The organism is Streptomyces sp. NPDC014676 (assembly GCF_043084105.1).
Lineage (GTDB): Bacteria > Actinomycetota > Actinomycetes > Streptomycetales > Streptomycetaceae > Streptomyces.
The window spans coordinates 36,730-50,935 of sequence record NZ_JBIBZI010000026.1 but is presented as its reverse complement, the minus strand read 5'-3'; the positions used below and the strand labels follow the sequence as shown (position 1 = coordinate 50,935).

General features: G+C 72.0%; 12 protein-coding genes and 1 pseudogene. 6 read left to right on the top strand and 7 right to left on the bottom strand.

The window, feature by feature from the left end:
• Positions 1-158, top strand: a pseudogene (locus ACF1DX_RS37725) (IS5/IS1182 family transposase); the annotation flags it as partial.
• Positions 159-167: 9 nt separating this feature from the next.
• Here ACF1DX_RS37725 and ACF1DX_RS37720 read toward each other — a convergent pair.
• Positions 168-731 carry a dihydrofolate reductase family protein gene (locus tag ACF1DX_RS37720; RefSeq protein ID WP_391795663.1) on the bottom strand — a complete coding sequence of 188 codons (564 nt, stop codon included), beginning with the start codon at positions 729-731 and terminating at the stop codon, positions 168-170.
• A gap of 491 nt (positions 732-1,222) precedes the next feature.
• Positions 1,223-1,597, bottom strand: a complete 375-nt coding sequence (locus ACF1DX_RS37715; protein ID WP_391795662.1) for an STAS domain-containing protein — start codon at positions 1,595-1,597, stop codon at positions 1,223-1,225.
• Positions 1,598-1,773: 176 nt separating this feature from the next.
• Here ACF1DX_RS37715 and ACF1DX_RS37710 point away from each other — a divergent pair, with 176 nt between their 5' ends.
• The 3 genes from ACF1DX_RS37710 to ACF1DX_RS37700 all read left to right on the top strand — a co-directional run bounded on the left by ACF1DX_RS37710 (position 1,774) and on the right by ACF1DX_RS37700 (position 4,165).
• Positions 1,774-2,259 carry an ATP-binding protein gene (locus tag ACF1DX_RS37710; RefSeq protein WP_391795661.1) on the top strand — a complete coding sequence of 162 codons (486 nt, stop codon included), beginning with the start codon at positions 1,774-1,776 and terminating at the stop codon, positions 2,257-2,259.
• A 335-nt stretch (positions 2,260-2,594) separates the two neighbouring features.
• Complete coding sequence (locus tag ACF1DX_RS37705; protein ID WP_391795660.1) at positions 2,595-3,191, top strand: RNA polymerase sigma factor; 597 nt, start codon at positions 2,595-2,597, stop codon at positions 3,189-3,191.
• Positions 3,188-4,165 (top strand): CU044_5270 family protein, encoded by a 978-nt coding sequence (locus ACF1DX_RS37700; protein WP_391795659.1) that lies wholly within the window; start codon positions 3,188-3,190, stop codon positions 4,163-4,165. Before ACF1DX_RS37705 ends, ACF1DX_RS37700 begins: the two co-directional genes overlap by 4 nt.
• Before the next feature lie 363 nt (positions 4,166-4,528).
• Here ACF1DX_RS37700 and ACF1DX_RS37695 read toward each other — a convergent pair whose 3' ends face one another.
• Genes ACF1DX_RS37695 through ACF1DX_RS37685 form a run of 3 tightly spaced genes read right to left on the bottom strand, consistent with a single transcriptional unit; the run spans position 4,529 to position 7,491 of the window.
• On the bottom strand, positions 4,529-6,052 hold the full coding sequence (locus ACF1DX_RS37695; RefSeq protein ID WP_391795658.1) for a glycoside hydrolase family 43 protein: 1,524 nt from the start codon (positions 6,050-6,052) through the stop codon (positions 4,529-4,531).
• Between the two features lie 49 nt (positions 6,053-6,101).
• A complete protein-coding gene (locus ACF1DX_RS37690) occupies positions 6,102-6,488 on the bottom strand; it encodes a hypothetical protein (RefSeq protein ID WP_391795657.1) in 387 nt (128 codons plus the stop codon).
• A gap of 13 nt (positions 6,489-6,501) precedes the next feature.
• Positions 6,502-7,491 carry a helix-turn-helix transcriptional regulator gene (locus tag ACF1DX_RS37685; protein WP_391795656.1) on the bottom strand — a complete coding sequence of 330 codons (990 nt, stop codon included), beginning with the start codon at positions 7,489-7,491 and terminating at the stop codon, positions 6,502-6,504.
• 92 nt (positions 7,492-7,583) lie between these two features.
• Between ACF1DX_RS37685 and ACF1DX_RS37680 the strand changes: the two genes are divergently transcribed.
• Positions 7,584-7,982, top strand: coding sequence for a VOC family protein (locus ACF1DX_RS37680; RefSeq protein WP_391795655.1), 399 nt, complete (start codon positions 7,584-7,586; stop codon positions 7,980-7,982).
• A 360-nt stretch (positions 7,983-8,342) separates the two neighbouring features.
• Here ACF1DX_RS37680 and ACF1DX_RS37675 read toward each other — a convergent pair whose 3' ends face one another.
• Together ACF1DX_RS37675 and ACF1DX_RS37670 are read right to left on the bottom strand one after the other, a co-directional pair.
• Positions 8,343-9,275, bottom strand: a complete 933-nt coding sequence (locus tag ACF1DX_RS37675; RefSeq protein ID WP_391795654.1) for a hypothetical protein — start codon at positions 9,273-9,275, stop codon at positions 8,343-8,345.
• Positions 9,276-9,645: 370 nt separating this feature from the next.
• Positions 9,646-12,390 carry a hypothetical protein gene (locus ACF1DX_RS37670; protein WP_391795653.1) on the bottom strand — a complete coding sequence of 915 codons (2,745 nt, stop codon included), beginning with the start codon at positions 12,388-12,390 and terminating at the stop codon, positions 9,646-9,648.
• Positions 12,391-12,942: 552 nt separating this feature from the next.
• Here ACF1DX_RS37670 and ACF1DX_RS37665 point away from each other — a divergent pair.
• On the top strand, positions 12,943-14,109 hold the full coding sequence (locus tag ACF1DX_RS37665; RefSeq protein ID WP_391795652.1) for an alpha/beta hydrolase family protein: 1,167 nt from the start codon (positions 12,943-12,945) through the stop codon (positions 14,107-14,109).
• The last annotated feature ends 97 nt before the right edge of the window (positions 14,110-14,206 follow it).

Genomic DNA, 14,206 nt, shown 5'->3' with positions numbered 1-14,206 from the left:
TCAACCGGGAAACCTACCGACGGCGCAACATGATCGAGCGCTGCTTCAACCGGCTCAAGGGCTTCCGCGGCATTGCCACCAGATACGAGAAGACCGCCACCTCCTACGAAGCAGCGGTCACACTCGCGTCGTTCCTGCTCTGGGCAAGATCCGTTTGAAGACGGACCCTAGTGCGCCACGCGGTAGCGGAGGTGGACGACTCCCGAGCCGAAGGCGCGGGTCTCCACGAGTTCGAGATCCACCCGGCGCTCGTGCCGGGGAAAGAACGGAATACCACCGCCCACCAGCACCGGGTAGACCATGATCCGGTACTCGTCGATCAGTCCCGACGCGGCCGCCTCGGCGGCGAGGGTCGCGCCGCCGATCGCGATGTCGCCCTCTCCCGGCCCGGCCCGCAACCGCCCGATCTCCTCCGCCGGGCCGCCGGAGGCCAGACGGGCGTTGCCCCGCACCGCCGACAGCGTGGTGGAGAACACCACCTTGGGAAGCGGCTTCCAGATCGCGGCCCACTCGAGCGACGCGTCGTCGAGCGAGGGATCCTGGTCGGCGGTCTCCCAGTACAGCATCGTCTCGTACAGCCGTCGTCCCATCAGGTGAACGTCGACCTCCCGGATCTCGTCGATCCAGAAGCGGAGGACCTCCTCGTCGGGCGCCGTCCAGTCGAAGCCGCCGTCCGGCCCGACGATGTAGCCGTCGAGTGAGACGCCCATCGAATAGGTCACTCTGCGCATCGGAAACCCTCCTCGGCAACGGGTTCGACGGTACGACCGCGAGCCATCGTCAAGTCCTGTGGACCGGCCCTGACGAGGTGGCCGATCGTGTGATCAAGGGCGTGTGCGACGCCGGCAGCAGTGAGTGATGACGACAGCCGGCGGTGCCCCCATGCCACCTTCGACATATAACGGATGGCCATCACCCACTTCCCCCACCGCGTGATCACCATGTCGGCGTGCGGCGTTGTTCACACGAAGAGCACCCCTGGAGACCGCGCAGGCGAGTGCGCCCGGCACCGTGGGTATGGCCGCACCAGTCCCCACGTCCGGCCATGGGCCGTGCCATCGAGGCAGGGAGGACGCGGGCGGTTCACGGGACGTCTCACACACCCGTCGGCACTGGGGCTGCGGAACAGCGGCATCCCCTGCGGCTCGCTCGTCCTGTCTCCATCATGCTCGTTCCGGCAGGTGAAATGTGTTCCGACGATACGTCATGACGGCGACAACGGTCAGCCGCCGAGGGCGTCTCGCAGGGTGGGGTGGCAGCCGATGACCTCGTCGATGCCGACGATCTGCAGGGTACGCAGTACGGCGGGGGTGGGCGCGGCCAGTCGTAGCCAGCCTCCGGCCGCGGTGGCGGTGTGGTGGGCGGTGAGGAGGATGTTGATGCCGCTGGAGTCCATGAAGGTGACCTGCCGCAGGTCGGCCACGATGCGGGGCCGGCCGGTGAGGGAGAGGCCCAGGGCATGGCGGAGCGTCTCACCGGTGTCATGGTCGATTTCGCCGGCCAGTGTCAGGACGCGTGCGTCGTGGGCGGTGGTGGCGGTGACCGAGAGCCCGCTGCCGGGGCGCGGCGCCTGCTCGGTGGGTTGTGCGTCTGTCATATGCTCCTCGGTCATATGGGTGATACTGGCACATCGGGCCGTGCCTGCGGTGCTGTCCTGCACGGTACGGGCACGGGCCTTGACGGTGCGGGCGGTCGGGGGAGGGGCGCGGGTGTGTGCCGCGCACGGGCGGGTATGCGCGCTGGGTGGTGAACAGTGCAGTGAGGGTGGCGGGGATGGCAGCAGTGCCCGTGGGTGGGGACGGTATTGCGCCGGGGGAGAGGGCCATCCAGGCCACGCTCGTGCTGGACGGGGACGGGGACGGGGTGAGTATTGCCCAGGCCCGTCACCTGGCCGTCGGCTTTCTTGCCCGGGTGCAGGCCGAGTACGGCCTGCCGGTCTCCCGGCGTGCGATGGATGTGACGCAGTTGGTGGTCAGTGAGCTGGTCACCAACGCCCGTAAGTACGCTCCCGGTCCGGCGCTGATGGACCTGCGCATCGCCGGTGACACGGTGGAAGTGTCGGTGTGGGACTCCGATCCGGTACTGCCGATCGCCCGGGCCGCGGACGCCGGCCGGGTCGGCCAGCACGGCCTGGAGATCGTGATGGCCGTCGCCCAGGGTTTCGAGGTGCGACGTGAGCCGGTGGGCAAACGCATCACCGCCCGCCTCGCCCTGGCCGACGACCCCGGCGGCGGGTTTGCCGGACGACAACCGCTGTAGAGGGTCCGGCCCCCGGCATGACACTCTCGTTCACGGAACAACGGAACAGCGAGGTCAACCGCGCCGGATACGGAGACTCCCGTCCCACCTGGACGTTCTCCTCGGACCATTGAGATCCAATGCCAGGGTGCCCTCCCGAGGGCCGGCCTCGGCAGACGGCCGTTCCCCCACGCCGTACCCGGCCACCTGGTCCGTGTTCCTTCATCGAACGGGTGTCATGAGGCGTACGGCGCCTGAGGCGGCGGCGTGAACCCGTTCGCGGCGACTCGGCAAGTACAGGGTGTGACCACCCACCATCCTGACACCCACCGACCCCACCGACGGACGGACTGTCCATGACCGACCTGGCCGGCGGCGACGCCGAGCTCATCGCGGCCTCACTCGAGGAACCCGAGCGTTTCGCGGCGCTCTTCGACCGTCACGCCCCGGCGATCCATCAGTACGTCGCCCGGCGGCTCGGACGGGACGCGGCCGACGACGTCACGGCCGAGACGTTTTTGACGGCCTTCCGGATACGGGCCCGGTTCGACCCGGCCCGCGCCGGCGTCCGGCCCTGGTTGTACGGCATCGCCGCCAAGCAGATCAGCCGGCACCGCCGCGAGGAGGTCAGGGCGCTGAGACTGCTCGCCCGTACCGGCCACGACCCGGTCGCCGACAGCTGGACCGACTCCGCCGACGACCGCCTCGCCGCCGAGGCCGCCGCCCGCCCACTGGCCGGGGCGCTGGCCCGTCTCTCCGCGGGCGACCGGCACGTCCTGCTGCTCTTCGCCTGGGCCGACCTCGGCTACCAGGAGATCGCCGAAGCCCTCGACATTCCCGTCGGCACGGTCCGCTCCCGTCTCCACCGCGCCCGCCGGAAACTGCGTACCGCCACCGGCGTGGCCGACGGCCCCCTCATCGAAGCTCGCACATATGAAAGTGACCCCGCATGAACGAGCTCTCCGAACTCCGCGGCGTGCGCGCCGACGTACCCCTTCCCGACGCCGACCGGCTCACCGCGCCGCGGGCCCGGCTCACCGCGGCGATCCGGCGGGAGACCCGCCCTGAGCGCGCCGCCCATCCCGGGCGTCGGATGGTCCTGGTCGGTGCCGCCACCGCAGGGGTCCTCGCCGTGACCGCCGGGATCGTCGCGACCCTGCCCGAGGACAGTACCCGCGCCTCCGCGGGGAAGGGCCCCCGGGTGCTGTCGGCAGGCGCCTCCGCCGACGCCCTCGAACTGGCCGCCGCGACCGTCGAGAAGCAGGGCGGCACCGAACCCGGCCCGAAGCAGTGGGTGTACGAGAAGAGCACCGTCTTCCTCCAGGGCAAGCCGCACAGCAGCGAGGAGTGGACCCGCTGGGACGGTACCGGACACGCCAATCTGCCCGGCATCCCCCCGGCCGGTGACATCTCGGACTTCGACCCGGACGAGCTCCAGGTCTGGTACGGCCCCAACCAGGAGGAGAAGTGGCGGAAGGAGGGGTACGACGACCGCTCCCAGCGGCAGTTCCACCGCTTCCTCGCCACCCTGCCGAGCGACCCCGACCGCATGATGAAACGCATCCGCGAGGAGCACGCCATCGGCTCCGTCGAGGGGGAGACGCGCGCACAGCGCGACTGGCGGGAGATCGACGTCCTGTACCGGTCCGTGCTGATCCCGCCGAACGTCCGGGCGGGCCTGTTCCGGGCTCTCGCGAAGATCCCCGGCACCCGGGTGACGACCGGTGTGAAGGACCCGCTCGGCCGCGCGGCGATCGGCGTAAGCGTGACCTACACCGAGAGGACGCCCTCGGGCCGGCAGAGCAAGCAGGAGATCTTCTTCGATCCCGAGAGCTACGCCTACCTCGGGGAGAGCGGGGGCGACGGGGAGATGGTCAGCGCCCGCGCCGCCTGGGGCGTCGTCGACAAGCCCGGCGCCCGCCCCTGAGCGCCCGCGAAAGGGCGCCCGGTGCGACACCGGGCGCCCCCTTGTCGTCGTACCGGCCACTTCGGGCCACAGCGTCCGCGACCTGGGCCCTCGGCGTGCGCTCCACACCCACGCGGGCCTCCGAGACCGGACGGCGCTTTCAAGGGCGCCGTATCGCCGCCGGGCGGGCGGAGGTCCTGAACGCCGGTGGAGCGCCGGTAAGACGGGCACCCGTGCCCGCACAGCGCGGTGAAGCCCCCGGAAGGGTCAGCCGGCCCGGGCCGGAACCCCGGACTTCAGGCCAGGGAGCACGTCGACCGTCCGGGAAGACCGTGAGGGGACGCCGCCCCCGCCGACGCGCGGCGCCCGCCCGCACACCGGGCGTCACACGGACGGCGCCGGGGCGTACTCGAACCAGTCGAAGGCGACCGCGCCCTCGGTGGCGTACATGCCGATCACACGGCCGGTGAAACCGCAGGCGACCTCGGTGGACAGGTAGCGCCCGTCCAGTTCGGCGAGCGGCCGGGCGTCCGGAGCGTCGGGATCGTCGAGCCAGAAGGCGATGGTGTCGGGGCCCGTGGTGCCGCCGTCGGTGAGTTCGGGCGACGCGGGCACAAGGCCCGACGTCCGGATCGTGACGGTGAGGGGCAGCGGCCCGGCCGGGACCGGCCGGCGGGCCACGGTCTGGCGCAGCGGTCCGATCCGGGCGACGACGCCGACCTCCCCGCCCCCGGCCTCCAGTTCGTAGTGATGGGCCTCGTCCAGGCGTACGCAGAGACCACCGCGTCCCGTACCCGGGTCGATCAGGGCGGTGACGCGGCAGTCGTGGTGCTGCTGACGGCGGCCGACGAAGGTGTACCCGGGACGGTCGAGGGTGGGTCCGGTGGCGTTGAGGACCAGCCGGCCGGGGCGCTCGGTGAGCGACCAGGAGCCCTCCGGGCGGGCGAACGGCGAGATCCAGTGCGGCGCGAGAGCGGGCCCGTCGAAGTCGTCGCGGGCGGGCGGGGCCGGAACGGGATGCCAGGCCCCGCCCGGGGCCGCGTGGCTCTCGGGAACGGGCGCGACGACGGGCCAGCCGTCCTCGTCCCACTCCACGGGGGTCAGGAACGTCTCGCGGCCGAGCACGTGCACGTCGGGCGTGAAGCCGCGGGGGCGGACGCCGAGCAGCACCATCCACCAGCTGCCGTCGGGAGCCTCCACCAGGTCGGCATGGCCGGTGTTCTGGATGGAGCGGGCGGTACCGCTGTGCGACAGCAGGGGGTTGGCGGGTGCGCCCTCCCAGGGGCCGCGTGGTGAGCGGCCGCGGGCGACGGACACGCTGTGGCCGCGTTCCGTGCCGCCTTCCGCGATCAGCAGGTACCACCAGTCGCCGATGCGGTAGAGGTGCGGCGCCTCGGGATACTTGAGGCCGCTGCCCGACCACGTGGCGAAGGGCCCCTCCAGCACCTCGCCCTTGACCGGGTCGATCCTGGCCGTGTTGATGCCTCCTTCAGGGCCGGAGAAGGCGCACCAGCAGGTGCCGTCCTCCTCCCACGCCAGGTCGGGGTCGATCCCGGTCAGGTCGATCCACACCGGGTCGCTCCACGGCCCCTCGGGCCGTTCGGCCGAGACGACGAAGTTGCCGCCACCGTCGACATTGGTGTTGATGACCCAGTAACGGCCGTCGTGGTGGCGGATCGTGGGGGCGTAGAGGCCCCCGGACGCCTTGGCGCCGGGGAGGGGCAGCGGCAGTTGTCCGGGCCGGTCGAGCACGTTGCCGATCTGCTCCCAGTGCACGAGGTCCTTGCTGTGGAAGAGCGGCAGCCCGGGGAAGTACTCGAAGCTGGAGCACACCAGATAGTAGTCGTCGCCGACCCGGCACACGCTCGGATCGGGGTGGAACCCGCTGATCACAGGGTTGTCGTACATGTGCACCGAAACGTTTTCCCTTCGAGCCGCCGGGCGCCGTGGAGCGAGTCTAGGTGTACTGCCCGGGAACGTCGGTGCTTGCGGTGAGGGGACCGGGCCGGTAGGGCCGGGTTTTCTCCGGCGTGATGCCGGGCTCGGTGCGGGTCCGGGTCCAGTGCCGGGAGCGGTGGGCCGGGCCGTTGCCGGTCAGGACCCGCTCGACGGCCACGCCGCGGGCGGCTGACCGGGCCGCCGCGTGGTGCAGGACGTCGACTGCGGTGGCGGCTGCCCCGTCGTCGCGGATCTCGGCGTACGCGACGGGGGAGGGGGCGCCGAGGACGACGTGGACGAACGCGGTTCCCCACAGCGGTCCTCGATATGTGCCGCGGGGTTCGCCGGGTGTCGCGGCCCGGTTCCTGCGGCCCGGGACGCGTCCGGCGCGGCGCCGCCCGCACATCGGTTCCCCGCGGTCAGGCTCGGCGAGCGCAGGACGCAAGGCGATCGGCGAGCGCGGTGACGAGGTGGCGCAGTTCATCGGGGCGCTCGATGACGAACGGCCGGTCGAGTGAGGCGAGTACCGGAGGCAGCCAGTCGAGCCGTTCCACCCGCAGTTCGACGCGCAGCCAGCGCTCGGCCGTCCGGTCCCGGCCTGCCGTGGGATCGTGTTCCTCCAGGCTCGCGACACCGGCGGGAAGACGGGCGCGGACCTGTTCGACCGTCCCGTGGATCCGCAAGGTCACCTCATGCCGGTACTCGGCCGTGGCGAACGCCGACAGCACGCGCTCTGCCGGACCGGGGCCGGCGGGCGCCTCGAAGGAACCGGGCAGGGGCCTCGCGTCCACGATGCGATCGAGCCGGAAGATCCGGTCCTCGCCGATCCCGGCGTCCTCGCCCGTGACGTACCACCGGCCCGCATGGGCGACGATCCCGTACGCGTGCAGCGTGCGTTCGCTGCGCCGTCCGTCACGGTCGGTGTAGCGGATCGAGACCGGTCGGCGGTGGCGTACCGCGTCGGCGATCGTGAGCAGGACACCGGCGTCCGGGGGGTCGGACTCACCGGGTCGGTCCGTGAAGGCGAGAGCCTCCAGGAGCGTGTCGAGCCGGCGGGCGACGTGCTGGGGCAGCACCCGCCGGATCTTCGCCGCCGCCGTCTCGCTCGCCGCGCGCTCCGCCGTCGTCAGTCCCGTCCGGCGGCCGGCGACCAGGCCGAGCAGCACGGCCAGCGCCTCGTCGTCACCGAGCATGAGCGGCGGCAAGCGGTACCCGGGAGCGAGCCGGTACCCGCCGTAGCGGCCGCGCACCGATTCCACGGGTATGTCCAGGTCGATCAGATGGTCCACGTACCGCCGCACGGTGCGCCCTTCGACGCCGAGCCGGGCGGCGAGTTCGGCCCCCGTCCGGGTGCCGCCCGACTGCAGCAGTTCCAGGAGCGTCAGCACGCGGCCGGTGGGGTGAGGCATGTTCGCAGCGTAACGCGGATACAGGACCGATTCCGTCCACTATCTCTCCTGGCCTGCGCGGTGCACGCTTCCAGCACAGCAAGGAGACCCCCATGGACTTCGTCTCGATCCGCATCATCACCGGCGACGTCGCGCGCCTTGTCGAGTTCTACGAGCGCGCCACAGGAGCGCGGGCGACGTGGGCCACCGAGGACTTCGCCGAACTCAGGACCTCGGGCGCCACCCTCGCGATCGCCGGTACCCGCACCGTCCCGCTGTTCGCCCCGGGCTCCGCCCGCCCGGCGGACAACCACAGCGTGATCACCGAGTTCCTCGTCGACGACGTGGACCGCGTTCACCGGAACCTGACCGGCATCGTCACCGACTTCGTCAACGAGCCCACCACGATGCCCTGGGGCAACCGGTCGCTGCTGTTCCGCGACCCCGACGGCAACCTCGTCAACTTCTTCACCCCCGTCACCCAGGCGGCCAGGGAGAAGTTCGCACACTGACGCCAGGCAAAGCCGCTCACGCGGGAGCCCTGAGATCCCAGGGCTCCCGACGAACGCGGCCGCCGGGTCCAGGAGCCACCGGCAGGGAACACCGGAACGCACGCCGGCCTCCTGCGGCCACGCTCCCGGACGGTCACGGGCGGCCGCCGCCCCGTGCGGCGGGGACGCGGGGTGGTACGAGGCGACAGGGATCATGGCCGGGGCGATCCGGCACGCGGGCGAGGCCGCCCCTCCCCGCCGCGCTGTGACGGTGCCCGGCCGAGTGCCGCGTCGGCCCACGACCGGCATGGACGGACAGCCCCCGGACGCGCCGCGTCACTCACAGCGCCCCGCCGTGCGTCCCCGGCTGCCCGGCAGGGCTCAGGTACGGAGCCGGCCCCTGCCGGTGGTCACCTCGCGTGCGATGTGACGCCACCGGTCCTCCCCTCCGGGCAGGGGCCAGGCCCAGGTCGGCTGTTTCGCGGTGTCCAGGTCGTGGAGGCGGCGGGCGAGCTGTGGGCCGGCGGTGGCGGTGCCGTCCGGGACGGTGGGACCGTGGAGGGCGCGGAGTCCGGCGAAGCGTGCCAGTTCGTCCTCGTAGAAGCCCACGGCGTCATCGATGCGTGCGGGCAGGTCGTCGTGCGGCACCGTGCGGTGCAGGTGCAGCAGCGGAGGCGCGCTGGACTCGGCGATCGCCGCGGCGAGTCGTGCGTGACCGTCCAGGACCAGATGACAGTCCAGACCACTGACCCACCACAGCAGAACGGGTGGGAGCGTCCCCTCACGGACCTGCTTGCGGTACGCCTTCACCCGGCTGTCGCCCGGACCGGGCAGGGGACGCAACGGCAGGACCTCGAACGATGTGGAGTGGAGAAACCAGTCGATGTATCCGTCCGGATGGCCCTCGACGAGCATCGAGCTCCAGTGCTCGGCATGCGAAGTGGCAGCGTGGCGCCGGCGCGGGAGCGGGCTCTCGCACGAGAGCAGCCACCGGCCCTCGTGCAACGGGCTGCCCGGGGAGCCGATGAGGTACCGCGCGAAGCGGTGAGCCCACCGTTGCGGACTGCCCGACAGGGCACGCCCCACGTCGGCGCGCAGCGGTGGAACGAAGGAGCGGTATTCATCGGTGCGCCGGAAGTCCACGCCCTGCAGGGGCTCTTCGACGACGGCGAGCAGCACAGGCCGCGACGACTGGGAGATCAGCAGCCGCGGCCCCGCGCTGAAAACGCACAGCTCCGGCCGGCGGCGGCCCCGTACGTCCAAGGACAGGCCCACCCATGTGCCGTCGTCCCGCGTGACATCGCTGCGCTGCATGCCAAGAGCGTAGACGGCGTCTACGGGACCGGCGGACAACTCATCAAGGACGGTGTGGTAACGCTCCAGGACGACGGTGTACTCGTTCTCGTCCTCTCGCGTACGACCCCACCGATGACCATGATGCCGGTGCTCACGAGCGGGAGGAACCGGCTTCTCGGCCGCCGCTTCACCGGCTGCTGATACAGCCGGTCGGGTTTGCGGCGTGCGCCGTTCCTGGGCTTTTGATGTGCCCAGGGGGCGTTACTCCACCGGTGACGAATCCGAAGGACGGCGGGCCGGACGGGATCCGCGTGACCTTGTGAAGCGCGGGGCCCGGACAGGCCGGACCCCGCACAAGAGGGCGCTCACGATCCCTCGTGCATCGTGCCTACGGCTTGTCGAGCACCGTCCCCGTCAGCACCGGCCCATCGGGCAGCGGCTCGGCGTTGTCGTCGGTCAGTGCGAGGCGCATCGACTCGGCCGGCTCGGCGACCTGGTCCCGCACGGTCGGCACGACGAAGTCCACGCCGGTGCTCCCGGGCGGGATGTTCAGCCACACCCACAGGTTCGCGTCGGACAGCGGCCGCTCGGGATCGGGCACGTCACCGGACCAGTCCATGAGCCACTGCGGGTCCACGTCCTTGGTGGACAGCTCGGCGCCCTCGGTGACCGGAAGCACCCGCACCGGCTGCCAGAGGTCCACCGCCAGGGGCGCATCCACGGACAACCGCCAGGTCAGCGTCTCTCCCTCGGTCACCCGGTCCGCGACCGGCGACAGAGTGATCACCGGCTCGGGGTCGTCGTTCTCGACGGTGAGCCCGCCCCGGTGCTTGCCGACGACGGCGTTGTGGACGGCCTTGACGGCGATGTCGTGCTCCACGTCGTAGCCGTAGACCGTGTCGCCCTTCACCTCGACCGGCACGTCGATCGTGTCGCTGCCGGGCCGTACGGTCACGAGGCGGTTCTCGGTCCGGCCGCTGTCCGGGTCGAGGACGTACACGCGGACCTGCCCGCTGCCGTGCCCGGAGATCTCGACCGGGACCCGGTAGGTGCGGGTGCCCGAGTCGCCCTCCTCGACGATCGTGCGGCCCACGTCGACACGCGGCAGTGCGGCCGCCTTCACCGCCGAGGTGCCGGGCGCCCAGCCCCAGGCGTCCATCAGCCAGGCCCGCCCGGACTGCGAACGGGGTGTCAGCTCAAGGGACTTGACATGCCTGAGGTCGAGCCCGGCCCGGGTCGCGGCCGACAGCGGGACGCGCAGCTCCCGAGCCCAGTAGGAGGCGGTGCTCGCGGAGCCCGGGAGCCCGTCCACCCGGACCGAACCCAGCGTCACCCGGCGGTTGGAGGAGTCGGTGACGGACACGTCGAACTTCGTGCCGGTCGTGTTCGGCGGTACGAAGACCCGGAGCGCGAGCTTCTGGGAGCCGCGGAGGGAGAGCGGCTCGGCCGGAGTGATGCGCGCGGCCGTGCCCGGCGCGGACCACTTCAGGTCCACCGCGCTGCGGCCGGTCTCCTGTTCCGTCTCCCACCACGCGAAGTGCGGTGACGATCCAGGGGTCTCCGGGTCCAGACAGGCCGCGGCCGGGTCGGGGTCGACCGCCGAACACAGCCGGGCTCCGGTCACCTTCATCCTGCCGTCCGGCAGGAAACCACTACTGCGACGGCCGCCGACCGCGTGGGTCAGCACCCGGGCCGGGTCCGCGGACGGGGCCCGGGTGCCGGAACCGTCGAGCAGCGGACGCACCCGGTCGTCCCCGGCGAGGAAGAGCCGGGCCGCGGCGGCGATGTACGTGGCGCCCGCCTTGTGCTGCTGGGCGGCGGTCAGCCGGGTCGCGGCACCCGGCGTGCACACCGGGTCCGGCTGCTCCGGGTCGGTCCAGAAGTCGTCCCCGGCCGGTGCGACGGCCTCACCCGGGGTCCACTCGCTGTTGAAGTAGTTGTGGTTGGCGCCGACCATGTAGACCGCGCTGTGCAGGGCCGTGCCCCGGCTGATCCCGCGCGTCCCGTCGACGAAGTTCTCGCCCTGCAGGTCCGACACATCGCCGTCGCAGCCCGGAAGCAGCGTCACGGACGGCACGTCGGCGACCGGGTTCTGGCCGAAGATCGTCGGTCCGATGAGCACGGTCCCGCGCACCTTCCAGCGCACCGGGCCGCGGTAGCCGTCCTCGGCGGCCGGCGGCGGATAGAGGCTGTCCATGGCGGCCCGGTTGACGCCCTCGCCACCGCGTGAGTGGCCGACGAGCAGGACACGGGAGAGGTCCGCTTTCGCCGCCTCGCGTACGACGGCCGGGGCGGAGGAGCGATGGGCGGTCCAGTCGGCCCAGCGGGCGAGGTGCTGCCGTACCAGCGAGGAACGCGCCTGCGCGCCGGCGTCCTCGGCCTGCCAGTCCTGGGCGTTGATGCCGTTCGCCGAGACCGACACCGTCACATATCCCTGGGAGGCCAGCAGTCGCTGGTCGCGTAGGTAACCCAGGTGGCTCGGGATCGGCTTGTAGCCGTCCGCGCAGGGCCAGTCGCCGGTCACGTCGTCCTCGGAGCCCGGCTTGTAGCAGGTGCCGTGTCGGCCGTGCAGGAACAGTGCGAGCGGCCGGCTGCCGGCGGCACCCTTCGGCGCCACCACCTCGGCGGTCATCTCCACCGGGGTGTCGAACCCGGGCAGGCGCACCGGGTCGAGGTCGTACTCCCCGGTGACCGTGCGGTACGAGCCGGGCCTGCCCGGATCGACGCCGTTCGCCGGCGCCTGCGCGGGCATCCGTGCCACGCGCGAGCCGGACCCGTGCGTGTCGTCGGCCGCCGCGTCCAGCCGACGCCCCGCGGCCGTCACTCGGAGGTCCGTCAGCTGTCCGGGCGGCGTCCCGCCGAGGGCGAGCCGGAAGGTCTTCCCGTCCCTCGCCGGCTTCGGCGCCCCGAGCAGCCGGTCCCCGGTACGGAACTCGACCCGAGCGTCCCCCATGGGCACGGCCTTCGGCGTACGCCAGACCAGCTCACGCGCCCCGCCCTCCCCGTCGATCCGCCACCCCGGCGGAAGCGGATGGTCGTCCGTCGTGCTCGACGGACCCGATGTGTACGGCTGTTCGGCCTGTGCCGGTCCGGGCGAGCCCGCCAGGGCCGCCAGCACCGCCACGGCGGTCACACATATTCGCCGGGCACGGATCAATGGTCCTCTCCTCAAACCCCGTGCGCAGACGTCCCGTCGGTCTCGGGCGCCCCTCGCGTCACCTAGGACGGGGGAGAGGTGTCTGTGGGTTGTCCGTGAGGAGACGCCGGCGGCGGGCGAGCGATGCGATCAAGCCAGTGCAGTTGATCGCTCTCCGATGCGGTGTCGGGCAGGGCGGTACGGACGCCCCCGCCGGTCCCTTCGGCAACTGTCGGCATCCGGACGCCGACCGCTTCGGTTCTGCCGGAGGCTCGTGCGGAAGGCCCGGCCCTGGTTCCCGGCGAACGTCATGTCCGGTGCTTCACGCCCTCCCCACGCCGTTCCTGCAAGCGGCGCCCGCTGGGGCGTGTACCGGTCCCACGAGATGGTGCCGCCTCACGAGCTCTCACCGCCCGGGCCCGCATCCCGTGGGGTCGCGGAAGCGCTCGTGTCCGTCCACGGGCGGAGACCGGCATACGCCCCGGGACGGACACCGTTCAGGCCGTGGGCTGACGCTCCGGGCGGGGCCCGCTGCCTAGCCTCACCGGTATGAGTCATCTGCCTCGCGGCGCAGCCGCCGCTTTACTCGGCCTGTCCCTCGCCCTCCTCGGCACGGGCGTGGCCCGAGCCGCGTCACCCGCACCCGCAAAGGTGCCGCCGGCCGCCGAGACCGCCCGCGTGCGCCTCGAACTGCCGCCGCCCACCGGGGCGTACGCGGTGGGCCGGGACACCGTGCACCTCGTTGACAGGAGCCGCCCCGATCCCTGGGTGCCGGAGGCCGGGGAGCGTGAGCTGATGGTGTCGATGTACCACCCGGCACGGCCCGGCGGCGGCCGGACGGCCCCGTACATGACCGCCGCCGAGGCCCAGGCCTTCCTCGACGACCGGGAACTGACCGGCGTGGTGTCCGCCGGGACGCTCAGCGGCACCCGCACCAACGCCCGCCTCGCCGCCCCGCCCGCACGCGGGAAACACCCGCTCGTCGTGCTGTCGCCCGGATTCACCGTCAACCGTTCCACTCTGACCCTGCTCGCCGAGGAACTGGCCAGTCAGGGATATGTCGTCGCCGCCGTCGACCACGCCTACGAGTCGGTCGGCACGGCCTTTCCCGGTGGGCGCCTCCTGAACTGTGCCGCCTGCGAGGAGATCGCCCCCGGTGGGTACGGCGTGGTGCCCAGGGGCCGGGCCGAGGACGTGTCCTTCCTCCTCGACCGGCTGCTCGCCGACCGGCGCCCCGCCTGGCGGCTCGCCCGCATGATCGACCCCACGAGGATCGGCATGGCCGGCCACTCCATCGGCGGTGCCTCGGCCGCGACGACCATGGCGGGTGACCGGCGGGTCCGCGCCGGGGCCAACATGGACGGTTCCTTCATGGAGCCGGTTCCGGCGGAGGGCCTGGGCGGGCGCCCCTTCATGATGCTGGGCACCGGCGACGACGACCGCTCCTGGACACGCGACTGGCCGCTCCTCGACGGCTGGAAGCGCTGGATCAACGTCACCGGCGCGGGACACTTCACCTTCACGGACGTGCCCGTCCTCGGTGATCAACTCGGCCTTCTGCCGCCGGAGGAGCCCTTGTCGGGCAAGCGGTCGCAGGAGATCACTCGCGCGTACGTGACAGCGTTCTTCGACCTGCACCTGAAGGGCGTGGACCGGAAGCTGCTGGACGGGCCGACCGCCGAACACCCGGAGGTGGTCTTCCACACGGCGGGCTGACCGGGTGGAGGGAGGAACAGCGGCTCCTGCCGGGGCCAGGCCTCCTGCCGGGGCCAGGCCTGTCACATGAACGGTACGGCCAGAACAGTCGGGTCGC

Coding starts and splice junctions, on each gene's coding strand:
- ACF1DX_RS37720 (WP_391795663.1), bottom strand. CDS start 731: ATGCGCAGAGTGACCTATTCGATGGGCGTCTCACTCGACGGCTACATC.
- ACF1DX_RS37715 (WP_391795662.1), bottom strand. CDS start 1,597: ATGACAGACGCACAACCCACCGAGCAGGCGCCGCGCCCCGGCAGCGGG.
- ACF1DX_RS37710 (WP_391795661.1), top strand. CDS start 1,774: ATGGCAGCAGTGCCCGTGGGTGGGGACGGTATTGCGCCGGGGGAGAGG.
- ACF1DX_RS37705 (WP_391795660.1), top strand. CDS start 2,595: ATGACCGACCTGGCCGGCGGCGACGCCGAGCTCATCGCGGCCTCACTC.
- ACF1DX_RS37700 (WP_391795659.1), top strand. CDS start 3,188: ATGAACGAGCTCTCCGAACTCCGCGGCGTGCGCGCCGACGTACCCCTT.
- ACF1DX_RS37695 (WP_391795658.1), bottom strand. CDS start 6,052: ATGTACGACAACCCTGTGATCAGCGGGTTCCACCCCGATCCGAGCGTG.
- ACF1DX_RS37690 (WP_391795657.1), bottom strand. CDS start 6,488: ATGTGCGGGCGGCGCCGCGCCGGACGCGTCCCGGGCCGCAGGAACCGG.
- ACF1DX_RS37685 (WP_391795656.1), bottom strand. CDS start 7,491: ATGCCTCACCCCACCGGCCGCGTGCTGACGCTCCTGGAACTGCTGCAG.
- ACF1DX_RS37680 (WP_391795655.1), top strand. CDS start 7,584: ATGGACTTCGTCTCGATCCGCATCATCACCGGCGACGTCGCGCGCCTT.
- ACF1DX_RS37675 (WP_391795654.1), bottom strand. CDS start 9,275: ATGCAGCGCAGCGATGTCACGCGGGACGACGGCACATGGGTGGGCCTG.
- ACF1DX_RS37665 (WP_391795652.1), top strand. CDS start 12,943: ATGAGTCATCTGCCTCGCGGCGCAGCCGCCGCTTTACTCGGCCTGTCC.